This is a genomic window from Cognatishimia sp. MH4019 (assembly GCF_020177595.1).
Lineage (GTDB): Bacteria > Pseudomonadota > Alphaproteobacteria > Rhodobacterales > Rhodobacteraceae > JAHTBL01.
Map to the genome: position 1 here is coordinate 84,395 of NZ_JAHTBL010000012.1, position 14,301 is coordinate 98,695.

General features: G+C 59.4%; 15 protein-coding genes. 13 read left to right on the top strand and 2 right to left on the bottom strand.

Features of this window, described 5'->3' with window-relative positions; translation table 11 throughout:
• Nucleotides 1–32: 32 nt before the first annotated feature.
• Nucleotides 33–1,247: a multidrug effflux MFS transporter gene (locus KUW67_RS17070; RefSeq protein WP_224826558.1), complete on the bottom strand. Its 1,215-nt coding sequence runs from the start codon at nt 1,245–1,247 to the stop codon at nt 33–35.
• Nucleotides 1,248–1,478: 231 nt separating this feature from the next.
• On the opposite strand from KUW67_RS17070, the gene KUW67_RS17075 reads away from it, so the two are divergent.
• The 7 genes from KUW67_RS17075 to KUW67_RS17105 all read left to right on the top strand — a co-directional run bounded on the left by KUW67_RS17075 (nt 1,479) and on the right by KUW67_RS17105 (nt 8,480).
• Nucleotides 1,479–3,011, top strand: coding sequence for an acyl-CoA carboxylase subunit beta (locus KUW67_RS17075; protein ID WP_224826541.1), 1,533 nt, complete (start codon nt 1,479–1,481; stop codon nt 3,009–3,011).
• 222 nt (nt 3,012–3,233) lie between these two features.
• Complete coding sequence (locus tag KUW67_RS17080) at nt 3,234–3,560, top strand: DUF6497 family protein (RefSeq protein ID WP_370635029.1); 327 nt, start codon at nt 3,234–3,236, stop codon at nt 3,558–3,560.
• Between the two features lie 211 nt (nt 3,561–3,771).
• Nucleotides 3,772–3,918 (top strand): hypothetical protein, encoded by a 147-nt coding sequence (locus KUW67_RS17085; RefSeq protein ID WP_224826543.1) that lies wholly within the window; start codon nt 3,772–3,774, stop codon nt 3,916–3,918.
• Between the two features lie 75 nt (nt 3,919–3,993).
• Nucleotides 3,994–4,335 carry a hypothetical protein gene (locus tag KUW67_RS17090; RefSeq protein ID WP_224826544.1) on the top strand — a complete coding sequence of 114 codons (342 nt, stop codon included), beginning with the start codon at nt 3,994–3,996 and terminating at the stop codon, nt 4,333–4,335.
• 288 nt (nt 4,336–4,623) lie between these two features.
• Complete coding sequence (locus KUW67_RS17095; RefSeq protein WP_224826545.1) at nt 4,624–4,830, top strand: hypothetical protein; 207 nt, start codon at nt 4,624–4,626, stop codon at nt 4,828–4,830.
• A 105-nt stretch (nt 4,831–4,935) separates the two neighbouring features.
• On the top strand, nt 4,936–6,936 hold the full coding sequence (locus KUW67_RS17100; protein WP_224826546.1) for an acetyl/propionyl/methylcrotonyl-CoA carboxylase subunit alpha: 2,001 nt from the start codon (nt 4,936–4,938) through the stop codon (nt 6,934–6,936).
• On the top strand, nt 6,933–8,480 hold the full coding sequence (locus KUW67_RS17105) for a hypothetical protein (protein ID WP_224826547.1): 1,548 nt from the start codon (nt 6,933–6,935) through the stop codon (nt 8,478–8,480). Before KUW67_RS17100 ends, KUW67_RS17105 begins: the two co-directional genes overlap by 4 nt.
• Before the next feature lie 4 nt (nt 8,481–8,484).
• Here the strand turns inward: KUW67_RS17105 and KUW67_RS17110 are convergent, their stop codons facing one another.
• Nucleotides 8,485–8,961 (bottom strand): DUF4174 domain-containing protein, encoded by a 477-nt coding sequence (locus KUW67_RS17110; RefSeq protein ID WP_224826548.1) that lies wholly within the window; start codon nt 8,959–8,961, stop codon nt 8,485–8,487.
• A 177-nt stretch (nt 8,962–9,138) separates the two neighbouring features.
• Between KUW67_RS17110 and KUW67_RS17115 the strand changes: the two genes are divergently transcribed.
• Genes KUW67_RS17115 through KUW67_RS17140 form a run of 6 tightly spaced genes read left to right on the top strand, consistent with a single transcriptional unit; the run spans nt 9,139 to nt 14,188 of the window.
• Complete coding sequence (locus tag KUW67_RS17115; RefSeq protein WP_224826549.1) at nt 9,139–10,128, top strand: hypothetical protein; 990 nt, start codon at nt 9,139–9,141, stop codon at nt 10,126–10,128.
• A complete protein-coding gene (gene scpA / locus KUW67_RS17120) occupies nt 10,088–12,229 on the top strand; it encodes a methylmalonyl-CoA mutase (protein WP_224826550.1) in 2,142 nt (713 codons plus the stop codon). The genes KUW67_RS17115 and scpA overlap by 41 nt, the downstream gene beginning before the upstream one ends.
• 5 nt (nt 12,230–12,234) lie before the next feature.
• Nucleotides 12,235–12,849: a VOC family protein gene (locus tag KUW67_RS17125; protein WP_224826551.1), complete on the top strand. Its 615-nt coding sequence runs from the start codon at nt 12,235–12,237 to the stop codon at nt 12,847–12,849.
• Nucleotides 12,846–13,331, top strand: a complete 486-nt coding sequence (locus KUW67_RS17130; protein ID WP_224826552.1) for a GNAT family N-acetyltransferase — start codon at nt 12,846–12,848, stop codon at nt 13,329–13,331. Before KUW67_RS17125 ends, KUW67_RS17130 begins: the two co-directional genes overlap by 4 nt.
• Nucleotides 13,332–13,373: 42 nt before the next feature.
• A complete protein-coding gene (locus KUW67_RS17135; protein WP_224826553.1) occupies nt 13,374–14,048 on the top strand; it encodes a molecular chaperone DjiA in 675 nt (224 codons plus the stop codon).
• Complete coding sequence (locus KUW67_RS17140; RefSeq protein ID WP_370635030.1) at nt 14,048–14,188, top strand: hypothetical protein; 141 nt, start codon at nt 14,048–14,050, stop codon at nt 14,186–14,188. Before KUW67_RS17135 ends, KUW67_RS17140 begins: the two co-directional genes overlap by 1 nt.
• Nucleotides 14,189–14,301 lie beyond the last annotated feature (113 nt).

Here is a 14,301-nt window from a genome sequence, read left to right on the forward strand (position 1 = left end):
GTTTGCTAAGTGGCTTGTAGCCTTTGCAAAGCCTACTGGCAAACCTGTGCGTCGCGGCGGATCGTGTAGAGGATCGCGCCGATGGACAGCACCGATGTGATGAACATGATCCAGACCAGCGGCAATGCGCCTGTCCCCGGTGTCAGCATCGCGCCTGCAAATGCTGACAGGATCGCACCACCGCCGATCATGATCGCGCCGCCAAGGCCCGACGCGGTGCCTGCCAGATGCGGTCGCACCGACAGCATGCCGGACGTTGCGTTGGGCAGCACCATGCCGTTGCCGATCCCAACGAAGGTCATGAAGGAAAAGAAAATCTCAGCTGTTTTGAAGCCCACAAGAAAGAGGATCAGCGACACACCCAGCCCTGCGGCAGAGATGATTGTTCCCCACAGGATCATCTGATTGATCCCGAAGCGGATCGAATAGCGGCCCGAGATGAAATTGCCGGCCATGTAGCCGACCGCAGGCGCGCCAAAGTAGATGCCCAGGATGGCGGGCGAGAGGCCGAAAACCTCAGACCCGACGAAAGGCGCGCCGCCCAGATAAGCAAAGAACGCGCCTGATGCGAGGGCGGCAGCCGCGCAATAGCCCCAAAAGCGGCGGGAGGTTAAAAGCTCTGGGTATTCGCTGAACTGGGCACGGAAGGTAGTGGGCCGGGTGGTCGCCGTCTCGCCCAGATCGCGGTAGGCGAGCATCCAAAGGGCGATACCGCCCACAAGCAGCATCCAGAAGTTGGCGCGCCAGCCAAAAATTTCGTCCAGCACGCCGCCGATGGCCGGGCCGATCATCGGCACCAGCGCCATGCCCATGGTCACATACCCGATCATCGAGGCGGCCTCGGCCTGCGGGACGATATCGCGGACAATGGCGCGCGACAGCACAAGGCCCACAACGATCACCGCTTGGAGCATGCGGAAGATCAGAAACATCTCGACCGAGGTCGCGATCAGGCAGCCGATGGTGGCGAGGATGAAGAAAACGGTACCCCACAGGATGACCGGACGGCGCCCGTAGCGATCCGATAGGGGGCCGACGACCAGCTGCAGCACCGCGTTAACGCCTAAATAAAGGGCAACGGCCAGTTGCATGATCCGTGGATCGGTCTCGAAATACGCTGTCATTGTTGGCAAGGACGGCAAAAACACGTTCATCGAGAGGGCAGACAGCCCAGCCAGCAAGATCAGCGTCGAGATATGAGGGGCAGAGGCAGGGTCCAAAAACCGCGCCTTGGGAAGCGACGTCATGACGTGGTTGTAGGTCGCTGGTTCGGCGCTGTCCAACGCGATGTTCCCCGCCGGGAACAGATTGACTTTTGGTTAAGCCAGAAGATGCCCTTTCTTGGGTTTACTCAGAAAAATCTTCAAATTTGCAATTATAGACTTACAGACTTTGCGAATTTTGCAAATTTGCTACTTAGGTCTTTGTCGCGCAGCCCCGTTTCGATAGAACGCATCAAAGCTTTGAAGGGGACCGCTATGAAAGATATCGTGCAACAGCTCGAAACCCGCCGTGAGACGGCACGGATGGGGGGCGGTGAAAAACGCATCTCCTCGCAGCACGCCAAAGGCAAGCTGACCGCGCGGGAGCGGGTAGAATTGTTGCTCGATGACGGCTCTTTTGAAGAGTTCGACATGTTCGTGGCGCACCGTTGCACTGATTTCGGCATGGAAGAGACGCGACCCTCGGGGGATGGCGTTGTCACCGGGTGGGGCACGATCAATGGACGTCTGGTTTACGTGTTCAGTCAAGACTTCACGGTTCTGGGTGGCTCGGTTTCCGCGACCCATGCGCAGAAAATTTGCAAGATCATGGATATGGCCGTGCAAAACGGCGCGCCTGTCATCGGGATCAACGATTCCGGCGGGGCGCGTATTCAGGAAGGCGTCGATTCACTGGCAGGCTACGGTGAGGTCTTCGAGCGCAACATCCGCGCCTCGGGCGTGGTGCCACAGATCAGCTTGATTATGGGTCCTTGTGCCGGTGGGGCCGTTTATTCGCCTGCGATGACGGATTTCATCTTCATGGTGAAAGACAGCTCTTACATGTTCGTCACTGGCCCTGACGTGGTGAAAACCGTCACCAATGAGGTCGTGACGGCCGAAGAATTGGGCGGTGCCGGCACCCATACCAAAAAGTCCTCGGTCGCAGATGGCGCGTTCGAGAACGATGTAGAGGCACTGGCCGAGGTCCGCCGTCTGGTCGATTTCCTGCCGCAAAACAATCGCTCCAAGGCGCCGGTGCGGCCCTTCTTTGACGAGCCGGACCGCTTGGATGCGAGCCTTGATACGCTCGTGCCCGACAACCCGAACACGCCCTATGATATGAAAGAGCTGATCCTGAAGCTGGCCGATGAGGGCGATTTCTATGAGATTCAGGAAGATTTCGCGAAAAACATCATCACCGGGTTCGTGCGCCTTGAAGGCCAGACCGTGGGTGTTGTGGCCAACCAGCCGATGGTGCTGGCGGGGTGTCTGGATATTGACAGCTCGCGCAAAGCCGCGCGGTTCGTGCGCTTTTGCGATGCGTTTGAAATTCCGCTGCTGACGCTTGTTGATGTGCCGGGCTTCCTGCCGGGGACAAGCCAGGAATATGCAGGTGTCATTAAGCACGGGGCCAAGCTGCTTTATGCCTATGGCGAGGCGACGGTGCCGAAGGTCACGGTCATTACGCGCAAGGCTTATGGTGGTGCTTATGTTGTGATGTCTTCCAAGCACTTGCGCGGCGATTTCAACTACGCATGGCCCACGGCAGAGGTCGCTGTGATGGGCGCGAAAGGCGCGACAGAGATCCTCTATCGCTCGGAGCTGGGCGATCCGGAAAAGATCGCGCAACGCACCGCGGATTATGAAGAGCGGTTCGCGAACCCCTTCGTGGCAGCCGAGCGGGGCTTCGTGGACGAGGTGATCGCGCCGCAAACCACGCGCAAGCGTGTGTGCCGGGCCTTTGCATCTCTGCGCAACAAACAGGTCCATGTCCCTTGGAAAAAGCACGATAACATCCCGCTTTGAATTGCTGCATTGCGGCGTAATTGATCCGAAAAATCCCTTGCACATCATAATGTTCCCATGCTTCAGATAGCGGCACAGAGATTCCAACACGCCCCATTGAGTGGCGTCGCGGCCCCGATCGGGAGGACCCTTTTAGGGGGTCGGGGCTGCGCATTTGGTTTTTTGATTGCGCTTTGTGCGCTTCCCGCTTCTGCTTCGGTTTTGTTTGATGATGTGCCGACCGTGCCCTCGCGTGCGGTGGTCGATGTGCTGGAGATTCTGCAAGACGCGACGGACCCGGACGATGTGGTCTTTCGGGCACGCTATGTGATGCCTGCCATCGCACGAGACGCGGGAGAGTTGAGCTATGAGGACGTGGCTGAGGACTTTGTGACATTGTGCGAAGCACATGCCTTGCCTGTGATCCGCGGCGATGGTTTTTCGCCTGCGCGCATTATTGTGTCGCTGTCGGATCGGGCGACGGAGTTTGGGGTGCCGGACGCCGAGGCCACACAGCTTTTCGAGGCGTTTACCGTGGATGGTGACACCTGCATCTGGGATCAGTTCTAATGCGAGCACTATATCTTGCGACATACGCGGGCGTCCGCCGCCTCATTGATGCAATCACGCCACAAAACCGCCCAAGCCCCACTTGTAGATATCTTTTTCTCTGCGTTTTACCTATCTTGGCGCCAGGTTGCACCCAAGCGGCCTGGACCTTGGTGTGGAGTAGGGGGCTTTCCGGCCTTCTTTTCTGCGAGGAAAATAATAGGAGAGACAGATGTCGAAGAGCATCAAAGCAGTCGTGGCCCTTGGCCTCATCGTTCTGGCCGCAGCCTGTGCGCGCAATGAGCCTGAAGAAGAATTCGTCGTTGTGGACCCCGAGCCCATTTCGACCGAGCCAGTCTACACCGGCAAATACAAGTAATCCAATTCCGGGGCGGGCCATGCGGCCCGTCCCATCCCTCGGCCCATGGATGCCCGGTTTTGATCGGGGGCTGACATGTTAAAGCATCGCGGCTTTCCGGGCCGGTATCCCGGAACAGATTTCCAGTTCACTATCCGTCGTCCGAACCCGCGCGGGGTCACCCCTTTGACGTCTCGCGAACGACGCGCTGATCGCAAACCTGCCGATCGCCGGGCGGATGCGTTCTTTCTGCAATCGCTTTACGAGCATTTCGGCGATCAGCCGTTCGAACGCGGTAATCTGGATGCTGGCCGTTTGTCGTGGTTTTTCGGGCGCGAAGTGATTCCGGCCGAGGACCCTTTCGACCCGGCGTCTTACGAGGCGCTTTTACAAATTGACCTGAAACGGGCAAAAGCCGCGTTTCCAGACTTGTTTTGAGGCTGGAATCGGCATGAATTCGCTCAACCTTCCCGTGTATCGGCGCAAATTGGCCCAAAAAAGCATTGCGAAAACCGCGTGCTATGCGACTGCAAGAACCGCTGCCAATGTGATCCACATAGCAGGCACACCCCGTTTCGGGCCTGCTGGGTATTGTCAAAACCGTACCCCTTCCCCTTCTTGGCGGCCTGTTCTTACCCCGGACAGGTCGCCATTTTTCCGTAAGGGTGGGGGAACATCTCCCGAGAAAGAGGCGTTTTGCAACCAAACATATCGAGGAGAAAATCAATGCGCTCACTCAAACTCACATTCGCGGCCTTTGCCGCGTCGGCCCTTCTGGCCGGCTGCATGGGCAATGATGTTGAACGCGCCGCTGTTGGTGCTGCCGTTGGCGGTGTCGGCTCTGCTGCCGTTGGTGGCAACATGGGCACTGGCGCGCTTGTTGGCGCCGCTGCTGGCGCGCTTGCCGATGACGTGGAACGCGCGATCCGCTAACCGTACACCTGTTATTCAAAAATTTGAGAAGGCCGCCGGAGTGATACTCCGCGCGGCCTTTTTGCATGCTTTGCGGCCTGTGGGCCGTCTGGAAAGGACCTGATAATGTTCAAGAAAATCCTGATCGCCAACCGAGGGGAAATCGCCTGCCGCGTCATCAAGACTGCGCGCAAGATGGGGATCAAGACGGTGGCGATCTATTCGGATGCCGACCGCAATGCGTTGCATGTGAAGATGGCTGATGAGGCGGTGCATATCGGCCCGCCGCCCGCAAACCAGTCTTACATCGTCATCGACAAGGTGATGGATGCGATCCGCCAGACCGGTGCCGAAGCTGTCCACCCCGGGTACGGTTTCCTGTCCGAGAACGCCAAATTCGCCGAAGCCCTTGAGGCCGAGGGCGTCGCCTTTATCGGCCCGCCCAAGGGCGCGATCGAAAGCATGGGGGACAAGATCACCTCGAAGAAGATCGCCCAAGAGGCCAAGGTGTCGACCGTGCCGGGCTACATGGGTCTGATTGAAGACGCGGACGGGGCAGTGAAGATCTCCAACGAGATCGGCTATCCGGTGATGATCAAGGCCTCGGCCGGGGGTGGCGGTAAGGGCATGCGCATCGCCTGGAGTGATGATGAGGCACGCGAGGGCTTCCAGTCGTCCAAGAACGAGGCAGCCAACAGCTTCGGCGATGACCGTATCTTCATCGAGAAATTCGTCACCCAGCCGCGCCACATCGAAATTCAGGTGCTGGCCGATACCCACGGCAACACGATCTATCTGAACGAACGCGAATGCTCGATCCAGCGCCGGAACCAGAAGGTGATCGAAGAAGCGCCGTCGCCCTTCCTTGATGAGGCGACACGCAAAGCCATGGGCGAGCAGTCTTGCGCGCTGGCCGCAGCTGTTGGCTATGCCAGCGCAGGCACGGTGGAATTTATCGTCGATGGCGACAAAAACTTCTATTTCCTCGAGATGAACACACGTCTGCAGGTGGAACATCCGGTGACCGAGCTGATCACCGGCGTCGATCTGGTTGAGCAGATGATCCGTGTCGCTTACGGCGAAAAGCTGTCGATCAAGCAAAGCGATGTGAAGCGGGATGGCTGGGCCATCGAGAGCCGTCTTTATGCCGAGGACCCTTATCGCGGGTTCCTGCCCTCAATTGGCCGACTGACACGCTATCGCCCGCCGCAAGAGGTCGCGACCGACACAGCCGTGATCCGCAACGATACCGGCGTCTACGAAGGCGGCGAGATCAGCATGTATTATGACCCGATGATCGCCAAGCTCTGCACATGGGCGCCGACCCGCGCGGCGGCGATTGAAGAAATGCGCGTGGCGCTGGACAGTTTTGAGGTCGAAGGGATCGGGCATAACCTGCCGTTCCTGTCGGCGGTGATGGATCATCCGAAGTTCATCTCGGGCGACATGACAACGGCCTTTATTGAGGAAGAATATCCCGACGGTTTTGAAGGCGTGACCCTGCCCGAGGAAGACCTGCGCCGTGTGGCGGCGGCTGCGGCTGCTATGTACCGCGTTGCCGAAATTCGCCGCACCCGCGTTTCTGGACGGATGGACAATCACGAGCGTGTCGTTGGCACTGATTGGGTCGTGCAGGCCCAAGGTCAGCACTTCCCGGTCAGCATTGGCGCGGATCGCGAAGGGGCATCTGTGTCGTTCGAGGATGGCGCGGTCATGCGCATTGCATCTGATTGGACGCCGGGTGACAGTCTGGCCGTGATCGACATCGACGGCAGCCGTTTGGTGTTGAAGGTCGACAAAACCTCTGGTGGTTTCCGCCTGCGCACCCGTGGTGCAGAGTTGCGCGTTTACGTGCGCAGCCCGCGTCAGGCAGAGCTGGCCGCGTTGATGCCCGAAAAACTGCCGCCCGATACGTCGAAAATGCTGCTGTGCCCGATGCCGGGTCTGGTGGTGAAGGTTGATGTGGCCGTGGGTGACAAGGTGCAGGAAGGCCAAGCGCTTTGCACAATCGAGGCGATGAAGATGGAAAACATCCTACGCGCCGAGAAGACCACGACCGTGACCAAGATCAACGCCGGTGCGGGCGACAGCCTTGCAGTGGATGATGTGATTATGGAGTTCGAGTGACCTCTGAGCGGTCTCATATCCTGTACCCGCTGCTGGCCCTTTTAGGGGTGGCGGCGTGGTTTGTTGTGCTTCAGGCGCGCGGATTGGCGTGGTCAAACGGCGTGTTCGAATACCCGCTGGACGACGTCTACATCCACCTCGCCATTGCCGAGCAGATCGCGCGCGGTGGCTATGGGGTGAATGCGGGGGAGTATACCTCGCCCGGCTCATCCCCGCTTTATCCGTTATTGCTGACGCCTTTTGCCGGGACGGACGCCCAGCGGTGGTTGCCGCTGTTCTGGAACATCGTAGGGCTGGCTGCAGTGGCGCTGTTCTGGGGCCGTTTGATCGCCCATGCAGGCTATCGTGGTGCGATGGGGGCACTGCTGGCATTGTTGGGGCCGGTGGCGCTGAACACTGCAGGCGTGGCGATGACAGGGATGGAGCATACCCTGCATGCGGCGGCGTCTCTCGCGATTGTCTATGGCCTCTTTGTGCTGGCCGATGAAAAGCGGGTCTCTTGGGTCTTGCTGGCAGGCATCCTGCTTGCCCCCGCGCTGCGGCTGGAGGGGCTTGCACTGGCACTGGTTGGGGCAGGCGTTCTGGTGATCTCCGGGCGGATCGCTATGGGCGCGCTGGCGACGGTTCTGGCCATCGCGCCGATTGCGCTATTCGTGTGGTTTCTGACGTCGCTGGGCCTCGACCCGCTGCCCAATTCGGTGCAGGCCAAACTGGTGGGTGCGGAGGACGCCGATGTCGGGCGTCTGGCGCGCACGATTGGCACGTTCCGACTGAACCTGCTGGAAATTCCCGGTCTTTTGATGCTGGGCCTGATTGCTGTGCTGGGCGCGTTGGCGAGTGCGGCGACGGGTGCGCGTCGCTGGGTAGCGCTGGGGTTGGCAGCGGCAGGGCTGGCGCATCTTTTTTTCGGGCAGATCGGCTGGATGGAGCGCTATGAGAACTACATTCTGACCGCATTGGCCGCTGCTGCGCTGGTGCTGGCTCAAGGCGCGGGATCGCGGGCGATGGCGATGCTGCCGGTTGCTTTGCTGGCTGGGGCTGGGGCCACCTATATGCCCCACGCTTGGGAGGAATACCGCTTCAATCCGCGCGCCATTCACCTTCAGCAGGCCCAGACATCGCGCTTCGTGAAGGAGTATCTGAAGACCGATGTGGCGGTGAACGATCTGGGCTGGGTGGCGTGGCGCAACCCGAATTATGTACTCGATCTGTGGGGGCTTGCGTCGCATGAGGCGCGCGAGACACGGATTTTCAACCCGACCCCGGGTTGGGCCGAGGCCCTTGTCGAGGCGCGCGACGTGCCGGTCGCATTGATCTATGACACCGAGGATTGGCTGGCGGAGGCCGTAGGTGCCGACTGGGTGCTTGTCGGGGTGTTCCAACTGGATTTGATCCGCGGTTTTCTGGGCGGCGCTTATGTGGCCGCCTATGCCACGTCACCAGAGCATGTGACGATGCTGGAAGACGCGATGATCCGGTTCGAACCACATCTACCCGAAGGCACAGGCATCATTTTCGCGAATGGGTTCGGAGGGAGCAGGTGATGGCTCAACTGCCCCGTCTTTCGCGGATTTCCTGTTGGCGCAGGGGCATCTTATCGATGCTGCGCGACAGCTCACGCACGTCATACGGGAACGGCTTGCGCAGCTTTACGCCGCCATCCTTGCCGATCAGAACCATCATAAAATCGCGCGGACGCAGCTTGCGGCGCAGGTCGGATAACGTCTCGTCATCGGTGTCCACGATTACCACGACGTCGCGGATCATCAGTTCATCGACGCGGTCGGCCAAAAGCTCCATCTGTTCGGCAAAGCGCGGGTCGGCGGGCGAGGTCGCAAAGACGATCACCGGGCGCGCGATCCACTTGAAATCGTCGATATTAACATCTGCACCGTTCAAGATAACGGTCGGATCGTCCTGCCACGCTTCAAGCGGTGACACGACAGACATGGTCGAGGCGGTTTCCTCGGCAAAGGCGGGGGCGATCAGCCCGACGCTAAGCACCAGAGAGGCAAGTGTTTTCATGGGCGCTCCTTCTCAACGGGATATAGGGGCTTTGGCGGAAAAAACGAATAGATCAAATGTGATGTTTAATGCTGCCTCTAGGTTAACCCGATGCTTAGAGGGGCGCTGCTAATGGGGTTGCAGTATCAATTGCGACCGGCGGTCTGGGCCGCCCTTTACCATAAGGCATGCGCCGTCATGGATGTGATCTTGCATCTTGGTTCCCACCGCACGGGGACCACCACGTTTCAAAGCTACCTGGCCAATAACGAGCAGACGCTCAAACGCGTGGGGATCGTGTCGTGGCGGCCCAAACGGCTGCGCAAAGGTATGATGAGCGGGCTTTTGGGGCGGCCCGATCAGGTCACCCCACATGGATTCAAACGCGCCCAACGGGCTTGCGGCTTGATCCGTATGGAGACCGAGCGGATGGAACGACTGGGCGTCGAGCATTTGATCGTCTCCGAAGAAAATATGATCGGAGCTATGCGGAATAATCTGCGGCAGGAGCGGCTTTACCCCAATCTTGCAGCTCGGATGGATCGGTTTCGGGGGGCCTTTGCCGAAAAATGCACCCGCATTGTGCTCGCTGTGCGCAGTTATGACGAGTTTTGGGCCTCCAGCCTGGGGTATGCGGTGGCGGCGGGTCACTCGGTGCCGATGAAAGGCCAATTGGACCGATTGGTCACGCAACCGCGCCGCTGGCGGCATATGGTAACGGAACTGTCTGACGCGTTTCCGGCGGCCCATTTAGTCGTGTGGCCGTTTGAGGCTGTCGCGGGCCAACCTGAAAAGCAGCTGCGCCTGATGACGGGCACTAACGCTGCCTTGCCGCTGAAAGGCGCGCGGGCGTGGCATCACAAGGGCCACACCGATGCTGATCTACGCGCGCTTGTTGCAGAGCGGGGCGAGAACGAAGCGCTGCCTCTTTTCACGGGCAAGGCGGAGCGGTGGATGCCGTTTGATCGCGCCCAACAAACGGCTTTGCGCGCGCAATATGCCAGTGATATCCGCTGGCTCAAAAACGGGGCGGACGGCTGTGCAAGTTTCGTTCAGAACCCCGATACGACAGACATAAACGAGGAAGATCAATGGCTTGCCGACGCTGCCGCAGAGCGGCGCGCAAGCCCAACACGAGGACATCTCCATGACGGACAAGACAGCAAAGCCGCACGCCAAGTGGGCTGAAATTGCCGAAAAAGAACTGCGCGGGCGTCCGCTGGACGATCTGACGTGGGATACGCTGGAAGGCATCAAGGTCAAGCCGGTTTATACGGCTGAGGATTTGAAAGACGTCGACCATCTGGGATCCCTTCCAGGCGAACAACCGTTCACGCGCGGCGTGAAAGCAACGATGTATGCGGGGCGCCCGTGGACGATCCGCCAATATGCTGGCTTTTCCACGGCCGAGGAAAGCAACGCGTTTTACCGCAAGGCGCTGGCGGCGGGTCAGCAGGGCGTGTCGGTCGCCTTCGATCTGGCCACGCACCGGGGCTATGACAGCGATCACCCCCGCGTTGAAGGCGATGTCGGCAAGGCGGGCGTCGCGATTGATAGCGTCGAGGACATGAAGATCCTCTTTGATGGAATCCCGCTGGATAAGGTCTCGGTCTCGATGACGATGAATGGCGCGGTGATCCCGATTCTGGCGAATTTCATCGTCACCGGGGAAGAGCAAGGGCATGACCGGTCAGTTTTGTCCGGTACTATTCAGAACGATATTCTGAAGGAGTTTATGGTCCGCAACACCTATGTCTATCCGCCTGAGCCGTCGATGCGGATCATTGCTGATATCATCGAATACACCTCGAACGAGATGCCGAAGTTCAATTCGATCTCGATCTCCGGCTACCACATGCAGGAAGCTGGCGGGAACCTTGTGCAAGAGCTGGCTTATACGCTGGCCGACGGGCGCGAATACGTGCGCGCCGCGATTGATCGGGGCATGGATGTGGACAAGTTTGCGGGGCGTTTGTCGTTCTTCTTCGCCATCGGCATGAACTTCTTCATGGAGGCCGCCAAACTGCGCGCCGCCCGTCTGCTGTGGCATCGGATCATGTCCGAGTTTGAGCCGAAGAACGAACGCTCCATGATGCTGCGGACCCATTGTCAGACCTCGGGCGTGTCGCTGCAAGAGCAGGACCCCTATAACAACGTGGTCCGCACCGCCTATGAAGCGATGGCCGCGGCGCTCGGTGGCACGCAATCGCTGCACACCAACGCGCTGGACGAAGCCATCGCGCTGCCCACTGATTTCTCGGCCCGCATCGCGCGCAATACACAGTTGATTTTGCAGGAAGAAACCGGGATCACCAATGTCGTCGATCCGCTGGCCGGCAGCTATTACGTGGAAAGCCTGACCAATGAGCTGGCCGAGGAAGCGTGGAAGCTGATCGAAGAAGTCGAAGAGATGGGTGGCATGACGAAGGCCGTGAACTCCGGCATGCCGAAGCTGCGGATCGAGGAATCGGCCGCGCGCCGCCAAGCGCTGATTGACCGGGGAGAGGACGTGATCGTCGGCGTCAATAAATATCGGCTGGCGCAGGAAGACGAGATCGACATCCTTGATATCGACAACGCCAAGGTGCGCGAGGGGCAGGTTGCCCGGCTGGAGCGTATCCGGAGCACCCGCGATCAAGCGGCCTGTGATGCGGCTTTGGCGGAACTGGAACGCCGCGCCTCTGAAGGCGGTAATCTGTTGGAAGGCGCGGTTGAAGCCGCGCGCGCACGGGCATCGGTAGGAGAAATCAGCATGGCTATGGAAAAAGTGTTCGGCCGTCATCGTGCCGAAGTGAAAACCTTGGCAGGCGTTTATGGTGCTGCCTACGAAGGCGATGAAGGCTTCGCTGCGATCCAGAAATCGGTGGAGGATTTTGCCGAAGACGAAGGCCGTCGCCCGCGGATGCTGGTCGTCAAGATGGGTCAGGACGGCCATGATCGTGGGGCCAAAGTGATCGCCACAGCCTTTGCCGATATCGGCTTTGATGTCGACGTGGGGCCTTTGTTTCAGACGCCGGATGAAGCCGCGCAGGATGCTGTCGATAACGATGTGCATGTGATCGGGATCAGCAGCCAGGCGGCGGGTCACAAGACGCTGGCGCCGAAACTGGTGGCCGCGCTGGAGGCGGCGGGTGCTGGCGATATCATCGTGATCTGTGGTGGCGTCATTCCGCAGCAGGACTACGATTTCCTGTATAAATCCGGCGTAAAGGCGATCTTTGGGCCGGGGACAAACATCCCTGAAGCCGCACAGGATATTCTGCGTTTGATCCGCGAGGCGCGGGGCTGACCGCCATGCTGAGCTTTGATCACTTCGCGATCACGACGACGCGGTTGGAAGACGGTGTCGCCGAGGTGGAAGAGGCCTTGGGGCTGTCACTTGATGCGGGTGGCCAACATCCGCATTTTGGCACCCATAACCGGCTGCTGGGGTTGGGGGGTGCCTATATGGAGGTCATTGCGATTGACCCTGATGCCCCCGCGCCGGACTATCCGCGTTGGTTCGATATGGACAATTTTGACGGCCCGACGCGGCTGACGAATTGGATTGTGCAGACGCCGGATCTGGCGGCCGCTTTGGCAGACTTGCCTGACGGGGTTGGGAACCCGGTCGCCCTGCAGCGCGGTGATTTGCGCTGGCAGATGGCAGTGCCGGCAGATGGCAAATTGCCCTGCGATGGGGCGTTCCCTGCCATTATTGCATGGGAAGGTGACGCGCATCCGGCCAAACGCTTGGCGGAGCGGGGATGCCGCTTGACCCATTTGGAGATCGCGCATCCTCGGATTGCCGAGGTCCGCGCGGCGCTTCGGGGGCATTTTGCAGATCCGCTTATCTCTATGACAGAGGGGCCTGAAAAGCGGTTAACGGCAGAGATCGCAACGCCCCATGGGACGCGTGTGCTCTCATGACCTTGCGCGCGGCAACGCCCGAGGACGGAGAAGCGATCTGCGCGATCTGGAACCCGGTGATCCGGGATACGGGCATCACATTCAACGCAGTCGAAAAGACGCCCAACGACATCTGCGCCATGATCGACGAGAAAGCAGCGCTGGGCTTTGCGTTTCTGGTTGTTGATGCAGGCGGCGTTCAAGGCTTTGGAACCTACGGACAATTCCGCAGCGGCGTCGGTTATGCCCGCACGGCGGAGCATTCGATCATTCTTGGCCCGGACGCGCGCGGCAAAGGCGTGGGGCGCACGCTAATGGCCGCCGTGGAAGCGGATGCCAAGGCGCAGGGCTTTCATTCGATGTTCGCAGGCGTCAGTGGCGAGAACCCCGGCGCGGTGAAATTTCATGCGGCGTTGGGCTATGCCGAGGTCGCGACGCTGCGCGAAGTCGGTTACAAATTTGACCGCTGGTTCGATTTGGTGCTGATGCAGAAAATGCTCTAACGCCGCACTGACATCCCCGTGCTGACGGGATATCCTGCGCGCATGTCGATTTGGACCCGCATTGGTGACGCGCTTTCGGCTCTCGCTTCGGGCGAGGGGTTGTCGGCTGTGTTTGACAGCTTGCGCAGCCCGCCAGAGCGCAGTGTGGCCTTTGCCATCGCCGTGATCGCTTTAGGGGCCAAGATGGCCAAAGCAGACGGTCTTGTGACCCGTGACGAGGTCACTGCATTCCGCGAAGTGTTTACGATTCCCCGCGAAGAGGAGGCGAATGCCGCGAAAGTTTTTAACCTTGCCCGTCAAGATGTTGCGGGGTTCGAGGACTATGCCGTGCGCATCAAGCGCATGTTTGGCGATGATGGGGACACGCTGACCGATCTGATCGAAGGGTTGTTTCATATCGCGATGGCGGATGGGGAGTATCATCCCAACGAGGACCAGTTCCTGCAACAGGTCGCCGATATCTTCGGCATGTCGGAGCGGGATTTCAAAGGCGTGCGCACGCGGTTTGTGCCGGATGCGGAACCCGACCCTTATGAGGTTCTGGGCGTGCCTTCGGACGCGCCGATTGCCGAGATCCGTAAAGCCTGGCGCGAGAAAGTGCGCGAGACGCATCCAGACCGGATGCTGGCGCGGGGTGTGCCCGAAGAAGCGATCCGCATGGCCGAAAAACGGATGATCGCGATCAACCGCGCCTGGGAAACGATTTCGGCCGGCTGATGCGGATCGCGACCTATAATGTGGAGTGGTTCAACAGCCTTTTTGACGATACGGGCGCGCTGATTGGCGGCATGACTTGGTCATCGCGCCGCGACGTGACGAAAGCGCAGCAAACGCAGGCTTTGGGGCGATTGTGTTGAAAAACTCTTGCTTGATCGAAGTGGTAATCGCTGATTCAATTCCTTTATTGATTGGGGGATTTGGCGATGATGGGACCAAAGCAGGAGGCACAAGCGGCGCTGTTTTACGAATT